Origin of the sequence: Porphyromonas pasteri, assembly GCF_014647755.1 — a bacterium.
In the GTDB taxonomy this organism is placed as follows: Bacteria; Bacteroidota; Bacteroidia; order Bacteroidales; family Porphyromonadaceae; genus Porphyromonas; species Porphyromonas pasteri.
Genome location: NZ_BMPU01000003.1, coordinates 196,739 through 210,617 on the forward strand (window position 1 = coordinate 196,739; position 13,879 = coordinate 210,617).

Annotated in this window: 12 protein-coding genes; 6 read left to right on the forward strand and 6 right to left on the reverse strand. The window is 57.1% G+C overall.

Features of this window, described 5'->3' with window-relative positions:
- Window positions 1-117: 117 nt before the first annotated feature.
- Complete coding sequence (locus IEX77_RS06025) at window positions 118-2,415, reverse strand: TonB-dependent receptor (protein WP_188808142.1); 2,298 nt, start codon at window positions 2,413-2,415, stop codon at window positions 118-120.
- Between the two features lie 280 nt (window positions 2,416-2,695).
- Between IEX77_RS06025 and lpxZ the strand changes: the two genes are divergently transcribed.
- Window positions 2,696-3,901 carry an LpxZ family protein gene (gene lpxZ, locus IEX77_RS06030; protein WP_188808143.1) on the forward strand — a complete coding sequence of 402 codons (1,206 nt, stop codon included), beginning with the start codon at window positions 2,696-2,698 and terminating at the stop codon, window positions 3,899-3,901.
- Window positions 3,902-3,985: 84 nt separating this feature from the next.
- On the opposite strand, the gene IEX77_RS06035 is transcribed toward lpxZ, so the two are convergent.
- From IEX77_RS06035 to IEX77_RS06055, 5 genes are all read right to left on the reverse strand, one after another.
- Complete coding sequence (locus IEX77_RS06035) at window positions 3,986-4,720, reverse strand: superoxide dismutase (protein ID WP_229770813.1); 735 nt, start codon at window positions 4,718-4,720, stop codon at window positions 3,986-3,988.
- Window positions 4,721-4,754: 34 nt separating this feature from the next.
- A complete protein-coding gene (locus IEX77_RS06040) occupies window positions 4,755-5,195 on the reverse strand; it encodes a PepSY-like domain-containing protein (protein ID WP_229770814.1) in 441 nt (146 codons plus the stop codon).
- A gap of 330 nt (window positions 5,196-5,525) precedes the next feature.
- On the reverse strand, window positions 5,526-7,673 hold the full coding sequence (locus tag IEX77_RS06045) for a hypothetical protein (RefSeq protein ID WP_188808144.1): 2,148 nt from the start codon (window positions 7,671-7,673) through the stop codon (window positions 5,526-5,528).
- Window positions 7,674-8,040: 367 nt separating this feature from the next.
- Window positions 8,041-8,793 (reverse strand): lysophospholipid acyltransferase family protein, encoded by a 753-nt coding sequence (locus IEX77_RS06050; RefSeq protein ID WP_009432277.1) that lies wholly within the window; start codon window positions 8,791-8,793, stop codon window positions 8,041-8,043.
- Between the two features lie 27 nt (window positions 8,794-8,820).
- Window positions 8,821-9,414, reverse strand: a complete 594-nt coding sequence (locus tag IEX77_RS06055) for a non-canonical purine NTP diphosphatase (RefSeq protein WP_060935959.1) — start codon at window positions 9,412-9,414, stop codon at window positions 8,821-8,823.
- Between the two features lie 94 nt (window positions 9,415-9,508).
- On the opposite strand from IEX77_RS06055, the gene IEX77_RS06060 reads away from it, so the two are divergent.
- The 5 genes from IEX77_RS06060 to IEX77_RS06080 all read left to right on the forward strand — a co-directional run bounded on the left by IEX77_RS06060 (window position 9,509) and on the right by IEX77_RS06080 (window position 13,871).
- Window positions 9,509-9,883, forward strand: coding sequence for an MmcQ/YjbR family DNA-binding protein (locus IEX77_RS06060; RefSeq protein ID WP_188808145.1), 375 nt, complete (start codon window positions 9,509-9,511; stop codon window positions 9,881-9,883).
- A gap of 38 nt (window positions 9,884-9,921) precedes the next feature.
- A complete protein-coding gene (locus tag IEX77_RS06065) occupies window positions 9,922-10,680 on the forward strand; it encodes a biotin--[acetyl-CoA-carboxylase] ligase (protein WP_188808146.1) in 759 nt (252 codons plus the stop codon).
- Window positions 10,670-11,455, forward strand: a complete 786-nt coding sequence (locus tag IEX77_RS06070; RefSeq protein ID WP_188808201.1) for a TrmH family RNA methyltransferase — start codon at window positions 10,670-10,672, stop codon at window positions 11,453-11,455. Before IEX77_RS06065 ends, IEX77_RS06070 begins: the two co-directional genes overlap by 11 nt.
- Before the next feature lie 618 nt (window positions 11,456-12,073).
- The gene (locus tag IEX77_RS06075) at window positions 12,074-13,279 is read left to right on the forward strand and encodes a hypothetical protein (RefSeq protein WP_188808147.1); all 1,206 of its coding nucleotides are present in this window, start codon (window positions 12,074-12,076) and stop codon (window positions 13,277-13,279) included.
- A gap of 13 nt (window positions 13,280-13,292) precedes the next feature.
- Complete coding sequence (locus IEX77_RS06080) at window positions 13,293-13,871, forward strand: hypothetical protein (protein WP_188808148.1); 579 nt, start codon at window positions 13,293-13,295, stop codon at window positions 13,869-13,871.
- Window positions 13,872-13,879 lie beyond the last annotated feature (8 nt).

Below are 13,879 nucleotides of genomic sequence, written 5' to 3' on the forward strand. Positions count from 1 at the left end.
CTATATAGCTTTCTTCGCCATTCTATATAAGCTCTACCCACGCATCCATACACCTATATGAACACCTCTGCCGTCCAGCACGCGAGGTGCAGTGGACGGCAGAGGCGGGGAGATGAGCTAGAACTTCACCGACAGGTCGACACCGAGGGTACGAGGTGCCGAAGTCTGGAAGAGACGGCCCAGCGGTGAGGCTGCTTGGAAGACCGTGTAGCTATTATCCGTGAGGTTGGCTCCCCACAGCGCGAGCGTGTAGCGATCGTAGCTTAGCCCGAGGCGAGCACGCAGCGTAGACTGGAGGGACTCGCGGGTCGTATTGTCTTCACGCCAATAGACCTCGCCGAGGCCAGCGTACTCGACTTCGCCCAAGAGGCGCAGGCGGCGTGAGAGCGGCTCGTTCGCCGAAAGCATAACGCTATAAGTATGGCGCGGGATGAAGGGGACGAAGTTTCCCTTCTTCGCTGCTGCCGTCTCCTCGGTGAAGCGGGCATCGGTGAGGCTATAGTTGAGATGCGCACGGATCGAAGACCACAGACGCTGCGTAGCGGAGAGCTCGAAGCCCAGCGTACGGGACGAACCTGCATTACCGACCATACGACCTGCCCCCGAGGCGACGAAACGCGTCAGCTGGAGATCACGCACCTGCATCAGATAGACCGAAGACGAGAGCTCCAGCCCTGCCGATGGGAGGGCATAGCGAGCTCCGAGCTCATAGCTCCAGCTGTGCTCAGGCTTGTAAGTCGTCGCCGAAGCGATCGTCGAGCTATCGAAGCCCCCGCGCCCCGAGATCTGTGCCTGGAGTGCCTTCTGCTGGGCAGTAGTGATAAGATCGGAGAAGGACTGCTCATTGAAGCCCCCCGTCTTCACCCCACGGCTCACGGTAGCATAGGCACGGAGTGTCTCTGTAGGATGCCAAGACACAGAGAGCTTGGGCAGGAGATTCCAGTAGCCTACCGACTGCTTCCCCTCAAGATGAACGGGAGGGGCGGTAGCCAGAGCCTGAGTCGCCCCTGCCACAGCGAGGCTCAGCTCATAGCCACGGGAGTCGTAGTCGATCTCGTGATGCTCGTAGTCGAGGCGCAGCCCACCGGTGATCGTCCAGGCGGGAGTGAGATGGTAGGCACTCTCGTGGTAGAGCGCCAGCCCCCAGTCGGGCATACGGAAGTCGTTTGCATTCGTTCGATCCGAGCGCGTAGCATCGTAGTAGACGAGCGAAGGCATGGCGGGGACGCGCTGCTTCAGGGCAGCCATCGCTTGATTGATAAGTGCACTCAGCCCACCATAGGAGAAGGTCACGGGGGCCTCTACACGCTTGGCATCGTGGTAGCCGAAGAGCCCGACACTCCAGTCGTAGCGGCTGGGACGCTCGCCACGGAGATTCTTGAGGATGAACTCCTGCGTCAGCCCATGCTCACGCAGTCCCTGTGTGACGTGGAAGTACGAGACAGGGAGGGCATCCATATCCATCTGCGTCTCATCGAAGAGGTACTGATAGCTCGTCGCCGACTGGAGCTGTACCCCACCCCACTTATAGCTGAGGAGATAGCGCAGCGTAGCCGTGTGACGCTTGTAGCTCTCGGGCGCATCGGCCGAGAGCGGAAGTGGCTGCTTGGTACGAGGGTCGTCCGTACGGTAGGGGAAGCCTCCCTGCTGGACGTAGTCGCCCGAGAGGGAGAGGGCCATCTCAAGCTGCTCCGTAGGGCGATACTCGAGCTTAGCGAAGCCGCCTACCATACGCAGACTATCTTGATAGGCCTGACGGGTCTCATTGTAGAAGTAGCCACGGCGGGTCGTCCCCGAGAGACCGTAGCTCAGCCCCACCTTGTCGGAGAGTCGGAAGGCCTGCTCGACGGAGCCACGCAGGAGGCGGTGCGAGCCTGCTGTGAGCTTTGCTTCACCCCCAGGCTGGTCGAAGGCCGAGCGCGTGTAGTAATTGATGATGCCCGACATCGCATTGCGCCCGTAGAGCGTACCCTGCGGGCCACGTAGCACCTCGACGCCCGTGATGCCAGGGATATCGAAGTTGAAGCCCGACTTATTCAGCACGGGTACCCCGTCGACGTAGAGCCCGATGGTCTGCCCCGAGCTACGTGCACCACTCCCACGCAGATAGATGGCGGCACTGCGCTTCGAGCCGTAGTCGGGCACGAAAAGGCTAGGCACGCGCCCCGTGAGGTCCGTGATGCTCTGCATACGATACTGACTGAGGTCACGGCTCGTGATCCACGTCAGCGCTGCTGGCTGACCTACTGAGGGAGCGGTAGGGCGCTGGGGGACGTAGGAGCGGATGACGACCTGCTCGATAGCATTGGTCTGGATGCTATCCTGCTCCTCTGCATGGAGACTCATGGGCATAGCCATAAAGCCGAGCGCAAAGAGCGGGAATACAAGTAGCTGTTTCTTATTCTTGGTAAGCATTGGGGATTATGAAGCTAAGGGTGATGCGCTGACACGGGCGAAGGCACTCCGTCAGCACTCCGTCTTGGATAAATCACCACAAAGGTAGAGCCCGCACCTGCTGCAGCGAATAAAATCACCAATTTCACCCCGAATTCACCTCAAAAAAGACCAGACCCGCCCTATCCTCCCCTCCGATAGTACACATCTATCCTCCCGCTCCTCAGAGTAGGATTCACGGGGACGGAGCGAAGGGATTATCTTTGCGCTGTGAAGAAGCCCTTCACTTAGCCCCGTCATCATGGCCAAATACTTCCACTTCTTACCTCTCCTCCTCACGCTCTTCTTTGCGTCCGACCTCGGAGCACAGACCTACTACCGCAGTGAAGAGCCTCACTGTACCGCCCCGAAGGATAGCACGACGCTCCTCGGTCTGGACGTCGTCGGCGAAGGCTTCTTCCGCAATGACGAATACGCCTCCGACCTCGTCGCCGACTATACCCTCCCAGGCTATCGCCTGCGAGCCAACCTCAGCTACTGCCCCGAGACCCATCTTCCCATCGAGCTACGTCTCGGTGTCTACAACCTCTACTACTGGGGTGCCACACGCTACCCGGCCGCCTTGGCCTATCAGGACCTCCCCTACTGGCGGGGCGATGGTGACCGCTATACACGCCTGCGCCTCCTCCCCTACTTCCAGGCGTCGATACAGCCAGCAGCAGGCTGGGCTATCCTCCTGGGGCATCTGCAAGGCGGAGAGAAGCACCGACTCATCGAGCCGCTCTACAATCCTGAGCTCAACCTCACCGCAGACCCCGAGATGGGCCTGCAGATTCGCTACGAAGGGCAGCGTACCCGACTGGACACCTGGGTCGACTGGCAGAGCTTCATCTTCCGAGGCGACAAGCATCAGGAGGCCTTCGTCTTCGGGCTCAGCACCGCCCAAGGCTTTGACTTCAACCCCACCGACCGCCTCGAGCTCCAGCTCCAAGCCGTCGCCCACCATCGTGGTGGCGTGCTGAATGAGCGAGCCGACACCGTGCACACCTGGCTCAATGCCGCCCTCGGTGCAGTGTACAGCCATCACTTCGCCCTCCCTAAGCACCCTCTGACGGTACAGGCAGGGCTCTACGGCCTTGCCTATAGCCAGCGGGGCGAGCACTATGCCTCAGACAAGGGCTGGGGCTTCCTCGCCACAGCGGGCCTGAGCTGGCGACGCTGGCAGACAGAGCTAAGTCACTTCTACGGGCACGACTTCATCAGCCCGCTGGGCATCCCCTTCGCGCAGAGCGTCGGGCGTGCGGGACGAAGCTACCTCCTCACACATCACCCGTGCTACACCGCTTGGCAGGGGAGCTACCGCATCATCGAGTCCGAGGCGTACACCTTCGGCGTGAGTGGTGGGCTCTATATCCACCCACATTCGGCACATAGCACCAGCTCCTTCATCGAGGCCTACCTGAGCATCTCACCACGCTTCACCCTCCTCCGTAGGCAAGGGCAGTAGCCCGCCCTCTACCCTATTACGCACCGAGGCCCACCCCGCATCAGCAGGGTGGGCCTCGTCGTTATCGTAAGAGGAAAGAGCCGACTACAGCTGCACGCCCTTAGCGCGAGCTTCGTAGCGACGCCCTACGACCTCCCAGTCGATGATCTGCCAGATGGCACGCAGGTGGTCGGCACGGCGATTCTCATAGTCGAGATAGTAGGCGTGCTCCCAGATATCGATAGCGAGGAGGGGCACACGACCACGAGTGACGGGCGTACCGGCATTCGAGGTCTTCTCGACGTAGATATCTCCAGCCTCATCGGTAGAGAGCCAGAGCCAGCCCGAGCCGAAGATCTCTCCACCAGCCTTCTCAAAGTCCGCCTTGAAGGCATCAAAGTCCTTGTAGCTACGCAGGAGAGCTGCACGCAGAGCCCCCTGGGGCTCCGTGACGCGACCTGCTTCGTAGGGGCGGAACTGCTTGAAGTAGAGGAGGTGATTCAGCAGCTGACCTGCATTATCAAAGATCGCTCCCGAGGAGAAGCGTACCAGACGCACCAGATCCCGCTCCTTGATATCATTCTCACGCACGAGCTTATTGAGCTTGTCCAGATAGCCCACGACGTGCTTGCCGTAGTGAAGCTTGACGGTGCGCTGGCTGATGACAGGCGCAAGCGCATCGGTAGCATACGGCAGGGCAAAGAGCTGGAAGGGAGGCTTAGCAGGCTCTGCCGTAGCGGCAGGTGCTGTAGCTGTAGCCTTCGTCGTCTTCGTCTGGGCTGAGAGTGAGCTGATGGCGAGGGCTCCCGTGAGGAGCAGTGCAAGGGATTTGATTCGCATGATGAAGGTGGTAGGGTAAATAGGTGATAGCCGCTTAGTCGTCGTAGCCGACGATCTGGTAGCGCGAGTCGAACTGGATCTCAAGGCCAGAGCTAAGCTCTACCTTGTAGCCACGGCGCTTGCGCTCGATCTGTACGATGGACTCGCCAGCATACTGAGCACGCAGGGCATTGATGATCTGAGCGGGGATGAATGACGTAGGCAGGGCGGTACGCTTGCCGTCGACCTCCTTCCACTCACCACGAGAGGAGAACTCGATCTCGGTACCATCGGCAAGGAGTACATCGTAGGTCGTCCCTGAGAAGTCACGATCTTCCTTCGCCAGGGACACAGTGCGTCCGGCGAAGTGCTTCGCGAGGAAGAGCTGGGCGGCCTTAGGCAGTTGCTTAGTCTGGATGACGCGGTCGCTACCTGCACGCAGACTGAGGGTCGTGAGTACGAGGAGAGCGAGGGTCAAGGTCAGAAATCTCTTCATAATCTGAATTACTTGTTTGAGGGTGAATAAATGGTGTATTACCATCGCTATAACGTGAGGCGGAGAGAAAAGGTTTTTTCCTCCAAAAACCCACCCGAAATAACCACCTATCAAACAAGAATATAGCGGGACTAAAAAGCAACCAGTACTGGTCAGCGATCGGACCAGTACTGGTTGACCATAGTGACCAGTACTGGTTCGCAGTCGGAGCAGTACTGGTCACGCGGGTGACCAGTACTGGTTGATTTGGGGGGATCACAAAGCACTACGGGCGGGGCGACCACAGAGGTCACCCCGCCCGTAGCGGATAGTCAGGACTTCACGAAGCCCTTAGTGATTGTCACCCTGATAGGTGAGCGAATAGGGATGCAGGACGCGAGCACTCCACTTAGCAGCTTGCGAAGCAGAGCTATATTCCTCATTGCCGTAGAACCCATAGCGCCCGATACAGGGAGCCGTGACATAGCGCCCACGGCTGTCTGGACTGAAGTTCGAGGGATCAAGCGACCAGTAAGCAGCACGTACCCCACGCTGCTTGATGTCCCCTTCATACGTACCAGGGACGAAGAACCAGCGTACGACCTTATTCGCTGTATTCTGATGATCATCCCAGAAGGACTGAGGGATGAACTCCTTGATATCCCCGACGAAGTACTTACCGAGATAGACTGCCGTAGCCTCGATATAGCACATATAGGGGTTCTTACTATTGGAGCCCTTACCCGTGTAGAAGACGGGCGTGAAGCGGTAGACCGCCTGATGATCGCTACGCACAGGGCGGCCTGCGACGGCTGCGAGCGTGTCGTGACGGAAGAGCAGTGAGGTAGAGACGTGCTTAGCTCCATCAGAATAGGTGATGACGCGCTCGCGACGAGGCTGCTGGAGCTTACCGCCCTCGATCGGAGTGAATACACGCTCAGCCATGACGATACGGCCATCGGAGACGGCTGGAGGGGTATTACCGTCATAGCGCTTGTTGCTATAGAAGACGGCGTTGCTACGGGTGATCCCTGCTAACGCCAGCGTGTTGTGGTCAGGGATATAGTAGTTCGTCCCGTCGATCTGGATGGGAGTCGTCTGACGTGGCTGTGCGGGATTAGAGCGATCCAGATAGCGGCTGAGCTGATCGAGCGTGAAGAGGCTGACATTCTCATTGATCTGCTCCTCGGTCTCTGGGAGGAAGAAGAGACGAGGCTGGGTCTGCTGCTTGCTACCTGCAGCGGCATAGGAGAGGGGGCGACGAGACATATAGCCCAGCTGGATATTGGGCTGCTCATAGAGCTCGCAGTTCATATGGTAGGCCTTCCCACTCTTGAGGTTGAGGTCAGTCCCCATAATAGGCACGATCGCCATGTTAGGCTTAGCGATGCTCTGTCCACCTTCGCTCGCACCGACAGCATAGACGTGCGTCGTGGCATAGCGCGAGGCGGCTTCTGGATCGATAGAGCGAGAGGCCTCTGGGAAGATCACCTGATAGCTGGGGCTTGACTCTGCTGTGCCATCATTGTAGCCGAAGCTCGTGCGAGAAGCTGCGCGTGAGGTAGGATACCACACAACGACCGCATCAGAGGTCGTGCTACCCGAAGCCAGATTAGAGACGGGGAAGTCGTAGGAGTGGGTGTGGTTCTCGTAGTTTGAGCTGTAGCCCAACCAAGAGGGAAGCTCATTAGCACCGAGCTTATCCAGTAGACCTGGGTTGAGGTCAATCTTAGCCTCGGGCAGGAGGACGTTTGAGACGACCTTGATAGCCGAGAGGCTAAGAGCCTTCGTACGGGAGTTGTGTACGGTGTAGGCTACCATCGTCCCGAGAGGACGGAGATGGAAGCTGGGATTCACCAGCTTACTTCTGCCCCCTGCAACCTTCATCTTAGCGAGGCGAGTCCAGGGAGAGGCATAGGGGACTTCAAGAGAGAAGGTCCAATTCTGCGTTGTATTGACCAAGCCCTGCTCACCACCAGCACGTAGAGACTTATAGGTAAGGATAAGATCCGAGGCAGGGACTCTTCCAGCAGGAGTTAGATTCAGCTCGAAGTCATCGGGCACGAGGTAAAGTATGGCCTCCCACTCATAGCGTTCGAAGGGAATGTGCGTGGGTAGATTGATAGACTCTCCACGGATCGTGAGGGCCTTCTTACCATTGCGCTTCCACTTCATCAGGGAGTAGATGTAGGGAGCTTGGCCGTTGGGCTGATTCTGCCCGACTGTACGAAGGATCACAAGCCCCTTGTACTCGGTCTTGCTTTCATCAAGCTCAAGGGCAATCTTTTTGGGGCCATTGTAGGCAAAGCCGAGGGACTTGGCTTCTGCACCAGAGCCAAGGACAGGGAGCTCCTCGGCGGATGCTTCGATATCCAGCTCGATGGACTCCCCAGTGTTGGTAGATGACAGGGTAATTCGACTGTCGTCCTCAGCGTGCGTGATGGTAGGTGCATCTGCTGTCTTGGAGCACGAAGTGCCAGCAAGAAGAAGGACAAACATTAGGCTCAAAGGCCGAATCATACGGTAATAAGAACCAAACATGATGAGATTAGGGATGAGCGAGGCTGCGCAGTTACGAAGCCCCTTACAATGTTAGTAGGGTGTGTGGTACGAAAGGGGAGATGCTGCTCTCATAGGAAATACTCTATACGCACCCACGGTATATAGAACGTCTATACTAAAAACATAGTACATTCCTCTACCAATAAGATGCGCTACCGAACCATTAAATTAGTCTTTTATGAGCAAAGCGCCCCTACCCATAGAGAGGGAAGAGACCAAAAACAAGCGAGGGCGGAGCGACTCCAAGAGTCACTCCGCCCTCGCTGTGGTAGAAGTCTTTAGATATGTCTCACACTACGAGGAACTACCCTTCAGCGGGTAGAGCCGAGGCGATGGTCTGCTGCGCAAGGCGGGCTGAGGCGGGGATATGTGCCGGCGGAGTGCCCTGCTCACTCATATGAAATGCGGGGTGTACCGTCAGCACCACGCGACGTGGATGCGGCAGGTAGGTACCACGCGGTAGGACCTCAAAGGCCCCATCGATCGTGACGGGCAGGATGGGGACATCCAGCTCCGAGGCCATCACGAAAGCTCCCTTCTTGAAGCGGGTAAGACGTCCCGTCTCGGTACGACTTCCCTCGGGGAAGATGAATATAGAGTTGCCTGTCGCCAGGACTTTCTTGGCGTCCTCGATCGTCTGTGCAATAGAAGAGACACGCGTCTCATCGACAAAGATGAAGTGTGCAGCTTCACACGCCTTACCCACAAGCGGGAGACGGCGAAGCTCGGACTTCATCACCCACTTGAAGGGGATACCTATATAGGCATTGAGGACGAATATATCGTAGGCGCTCTGATGGTTGGCTACCACTACGCAGGGCGCATCGGATGTCGGTAGATTCTCTCGCCCACGCACCTCGACACGGCACAGCGAGACGGCCAGGCACGTCCAAGACCAGAGCTTAGTAGCTCGGCTGATGAAAGATGCCGGGGCGCCTGTATAGCTCGCGATGATGATCGTAAGGCAGCAGACGATCGTAGCTAGGACAAGGAGCGGTCCACCTATCAGGAAGAAATAGATGAGGTAGACGATGCGACCGAGCGTGAGAGACTTCATAGGACTACTTATGTATTCACCTTATCACTATTCATCGAGAGGCAGAGCATGGAGATAGCGGGCGAGGCGCTGGACAGCACGTCCGCGGTGGCTCATCGCATTCTTCTCCTCACTACTCAGCTCGGCGAAAGTCTGCTGGCATCCCTCCGGACGGAAGACGGGGTCATAGCCGAAGCCATGGTCACCTGAGCGCTCGAGCGTGATCTCGCCATTGACTGCACCCTCGAAGAAGTGCGTCCCGTATTCGTCGATGAGAGCGATGACGGTACGGAAGCAGGCACGACGTGGGGCAGGCACCCCCTTGAGACGCTCCAGAAGGAGGGCTACATTCTCTTCGAAGGTCGCATGCTCCCCTGCGAAGCGTGCGGAGTAGACTCCAGGAGCTCCGTCAAGAGCCTCGACCTCAAGCCCCGTATCATCGGCAAAGCAATAGAGCCCGTAGCGCTCCCAGACGTGACGCGCCTTGATGAGAGCATTCCCCTCCAGGGTATCGGCAGTCTCAGGGATCTCCTCGTGACACCCGATGTCAGCGAGACTGACCACCTCCAGACGTCCGGAGAAGAGGGCACGGACCTCCTCCAGCTTATGAGCATTATTGCTCGCAAATACCAGCTTTTTCATACATTTGTTTCATAAGCACAGCCTCACATAGAGCTTGAGAACTCACCAGTCAGGCTTCATGAGTGAGGCAAATTTAGGGATAATAAACATATCTATGGATATTGAGCAGCTGCACGACTACTGTCTCTCGCTCCCGCACAGCAGTGAGGGTATGCCCTTTGGGGACGGATATATCGTATATAAAGTCGTGGATCGCGTCTTCGCTATCATGGCTCCAGATGGCGGTGAGCCCCGGCTCTCTCTCAAGTGCGATCCCGACAGAGCTGAGGATCTCCGAGCTGCTTACCCTGCCATCATACCAGGCTACCACCTCAACAAAAAGTACTGGAATACCCTGCTCCTCGATCAGCTCCTCCCACCGAAGCTCCTTCGCTCCCTCATCCGCCACTCGTGGAATGAGGCCTCAGCTAAGCTCACGAAGCGGGTACGCACTGAGCTCGGTATCACTCCCCTACCCGAAGAAGACTAACCCCACCTATTCACCCACCCTCAATATTACCTAAGCACATGGATACTTCACTGCTTGAATTCATCGACCAGGTAGACAGCACGAATACCTATCTCACAGGTCAGATCGCCTCGGGGCGTGACCTCCCTCAGCTCCACACCGTCGTATGCCGCCAGCAGACGGCAGGGCGTGGCATGCGAGGCAACACCTGGACCTCGCGCCCAGGAGATAGCTTGACCTTCTCCATCCTCCTGCGCTCCGACATGCTGCAGGGCAAGCAGCAGTTCGCCGTCTCGGAGCTGGCAGCCTGGGCAGTGATGCGCACCTTCGCCTCCTATATGACCGACGACCAGAAGCAGCAGCTCCGCGTCAAGTGGCCCAACGATATCTTCTACGGTGACCGCAAGCTCGCTGGTATCCTCATCGAGCACAGCCTCACGGGAGCCCGAGTAGACTACTCGGTCATCGGCATCGGGATGAATATCAATGACGAAGCCTTCCCACCCGAGCTCCCCTCAGCTATCTCCCTGCGTATGATCACGGGCAGAAGCCTCGAGCCCATGGAAGTCCTCATCCGTCTGCATAGCGAGCTCTCACAGCTGCTCCCCGACTTCCTCCTCGGTCGCTACCAAGATGTGCACCGCCACTATATGAAGTATCTGTATCGCAGAGACGGCTTCTTCCCCTTCACCGATATCCAGGGGCAGTTCCGCGCACAGATCAAGGACGTCACTCCCGAAGGCCGCCTCGTCCTACAGCGTGAGGATGGCTGGGAGCGTGCCTATGCCTTCAAGGAAGTCCGCTTCGATGCTGAGTAAGGCGGAGATCAAGGACATCCGCAGCCTCCACGATGCTAAGGGCCGCTCATCACAGCAGCGCTTCATCGCCGAGGGAATTAAGCTCACAGGGGAGATGCTCGGCGCCTTCCCCTGTGAGCTTCTTCTTGCTGATGAAGAGACGGCGCGTGACATCGGCCGACAGCTCGACAAGCTACCGCAAGCCCTCCGCCCCAAGCGCCTCGAGGTCGTGCCCGAGAGCTTCGACTGGGGGCGTGTGAGTTCGCAGCGCCAGCCTCAGCCCCTTCTTGGGGTCTTCACCCTCCCCCAAGAGGACGAAGGAAGTCCCATCGCCTCGGGCGTCAGCCTACTCCTTGATCGCATCCAAGATCCAGGGAACCTCGGTACGATCATCCGCACGGCGGACTGGTTCGGCATTGAGCACCTCTACCTCGCACCAGGCACCGCCGATCCCTTCGCTCCGAAGGTCGTGCAGGCCACGATGGGCGCACTCACCCGTGTCAAGATCCATCGTCTAAGCGACACAGTCACCTTCCTCAAGGGCTTCTCGGGGCCACGCCTCGGCACCTTCCTCGGGGGCGAAGACCTCTACACGACGGAGCTTCCCACGGGGAAGGACGAACCCGTGCTACTCATTATGGGCAACGAAGGTCAAGGCATCCACCCCGATCTGGAGCCGCACATCGATCGTCGCATCACGATCCCGCCCTATCCAGCGGAGAACTCACATACCGAATCCCTCAATGTAGCCATCGCCACGGCGCTCCTCCTCGGTGAGCTCCGCCGTCGCCTCTAAGGCTGTAGTCACCACTTCATTAGCTTGCCTCCCACTGCATCTATTCGGATGCATCGGGGGGCAAATTTATTCGCGCGGAGGGTATGAAAAGCGCCTTCCCATAGTGGTATTCTTCTATCTATGCACGTAGTCTTAAGGACCAGGCACGCAAATCCAAATATCCACGTACGTAGATATTAGAGCCACGTGCGTAGTCCAAACTTATCTGCCACTCGTCCATAACTTTTATCCCTACGCGGAGCAACAACCTAATATAGGTCACTTCACAAAGCTATATAGGGATCAGTCCAAAATGATATAGCTTTCGCCACCCTCCTATATAGCTCCACCCACGTACTCATATACCTATACATAATAAGGTAGCACTTCGCCCTACGACGTGCGTGGCGCAGACAAAGAAGGAGCCCTTTAACAAAGGGATGCCCAATGTAAAGAGGTGTAAGGTGCTACTTCCTCTAACAAGCTCTCCTTCACCCCTTTCTTCACCCCAATATTCACCATAAATGGGTAGGCTATCGAAGAAAACTACCTACTAACGAGGATTGCGGATAGGTGAGATTCAGTATTTCTTTGTGTCAGCCATTTATAGCGTAGGATAGCTACATAAAGTACAAACAAATGCAAAGAAACATGAGCGCACGCCACCTCCCCCTGATGCTATCGCTCTTACTCTTGCTCGGCAGCTGTCATGAGTCGGGCTATGACCCTGGCAAGGAGCTCTATGAGCAACAACTGCAACAGAAAGGTATGCTTGCCCATCAAATAGATAGCCTCTTCACCAGCGCATTCACCGATCCTCTCGGTGTGGAGCGAGGATTGGAAGAGATCTACCTTCATGGAGGAGTCTCAGCTGGTACATTGAGCAGCGATCCTTTCTTCCACAGCCAAGTCACCTACATCCGCAAAGCTCTCAGCTTCAGCTTACGCGCACACTCTTTGCAAGCCCTCTTGGCAAGTGAGCACTTCGACCACTTCCAGACGATGCTTCGCCAAGGCTCAGCTGGCTCCGCGTCAGAGGAATATCCAGCTACAGACCCTACGGTACTTCTTCAGATCCGCTCCGCTCTTGAGGGGGAGCTCCGACAGTTCCTCGAGAAGGAAGCTCCGAGCTATGCGCTGCGAGACCAGCAGAAGGAGGAGCAGATTCGCACCTTCGTACAAGAGCGAGCTATCGGCCGTATAGACCAAGAGCTGGCATCATATAAGACCTTCACGGGTCGTGAGGCCGAGCTTGAGGGGAAAGTATGGCATCAGGAGGCATACAAGCGTGGTGAGGACTCAGGCTATAGCCTCCGAATCCCCTACACCATGGAGAAGCTCTTCGAGGGGAAGGTCACCTTCGGGCGAGACCATCAGCTGCAGCTGGACTCCCTTCAGCTCCCCACGAGCTACTACTCCTTCACCTACGGCTACCAGCGCGGGGAGATCTTCAAGTCCTTTGAGGGTAGGGGGCGTGGCATTGACAACTCGATCTTTGCCGTGCTCAATGGCCCGATGGAGCCCACGGGACAGAGGTATTATTTCGGCGAGCGCTATCTGACGCTCATCCTTCCGCTCAAGCCCTCGACAGACTATCCCAAGAGCAGTCGCTACACCATCGCTATCACCCTCGAGTACGATCAAGCCAAGTACAAGGACAGTCCTCGTCAGCTGATCCCCCGCTACGAATATGGCTTGGACGACACGGGACAGGAAGGGCCACTCGACCCCTACCTCTTCTATAGTATCTACGACGAGCGCCAGCATTGGGGCACGATCCTGGTGCGAAACTATGCCCCCAACTATGTATGGGCTGGCCCTGTGAGCTTCCGTCCCGCACCCTAAGTACCGACGAGCTATGATGACACCGACACGACATATCCTCCAGATCATCCTCTTCATAAGTGCCCTATCGGCTGGACTACAGAGTTGCTTCAAGCGCGAGCTGGAGCACGAGGAGAACTACATCAATATCAAGCAGGATCCCAGTATCGCCGACAACGAAGTCCTGCGTTTCCGTACCTTCAAGCTTGATGACTATGACCGCTACATCATCTTTGGCAACAATAATGAGGTCAGTATCGACGGTACGGCACAGCTCCCACTCCTTCTATATTATGATGGTCAGAATCGCTCGGCGACGGTAGACCTCGGAGGCTGTATCTATGAGTATCAGACGCAGCTGGACAAGCTCACCTTCCGTGGGGCACTCTTGCGCAGTCCGATCTTCACGGAACCGATAGTCATAGACGCCGAGACCCTACTGAAGCGCCAAGGGAGCACGAGTCAGAGCCAAGACCGCTTCATCCTCCGCCTCAAAGCCTTCACCCTGCCTGATGGCAAGCGCGTCAGCGTCGATGAGCGCCAGAGCTATCTTGACAAGCCTCTCGGCATCAGCATCGAGCCCCTCTATCACCTGACCTATTACCGCAACTGATACGCCCC

Bases quoted from the DNA above. Each gene is read 5' to 3' on its own strand.
- IEX77_RS06060 (WP_188808145.1), top strand. From the start codon at position 9,509: ATGGATATTGAGCAGCTGCACGACTACTGTCTCTCGCTCCCGCACAGC.
- lpxZ (WP_188808143.1), top strand. From the start codon at position 2,696: ATGGCCAAATACTTCCACTTCTTACCTCTCCTCCTCACGCTCTTCTTT.
- IEX77_RS06040 (WP_229770814.1), bottom strand. From the start codon at position 5,195: ATGAAGAGATTTCTGACCTTGACCCTCGCTCTCCTCGTACTCACGACC.
- IEX77_RS06045 (WP_188808144.1), bottom strand. From the start codon at position 7,673: ATGTTTGTCCTTCTTCTTGCTGGCACTTCGTGCTCCAAGACAGCAGAT.
- IEX77_RS06070 (WP_188808201.1), top strand. From the start codon at position 10,670: ATGCTGAGTAAGGCGGAGATCAAGGACATCCGCAGCCTCCACGATGCT.
- IEX77_RS06035 (WP_229770813.1), bottom strand. From the start codon at position 4,720: ATGCGAATCAAATCCCTTGCACTGCTCCTCACGGGAGCCCTCGCCATC.
- IEX77_RS06065 (WP_188808146.1), top strand. From the start codon at position 9,922: ATGGATACTTCACTGCTTGAATTCATCGACCAGGTAGACAGCACGAAT.
- IEX77_RS06025 (WP_188808142.1), bottom strand. From the start codon at position 2,415: ATGCTTACCAAGAATAAGAAACAGCTACTTGTATTCCCGCTCTTTGCG.
- IEX77_RS06080 (WP_188808148.1), top strand. From the start codon at position 13,293: ATGATGACACCGACACGACATATCCTCCAGATCATCCTCTTCATAAGT.
- IEX77_RS06050 (WP_009432277.1), bottom strand. From the start codon at position 8,793: ATGAAGTCTCTCACGCTCGGTCGCATCGTCTACCTCATCTATTTCTTC.
- IEX77_RS06075 (WP_188808147.1), top strand. From the start codon at position 12,074: ATGCAAAGAAACATGAGCGCACGCCACCTCCCCCTGATGCTATCGCTC.
- IEX77_RS06055 (WP_060935959.1), bottom strand. From the start codon at position 9,414: ATGAAAAAGCTGGTATTTGCGAGCAATAATGCTCATAAGCTGGAGGAG.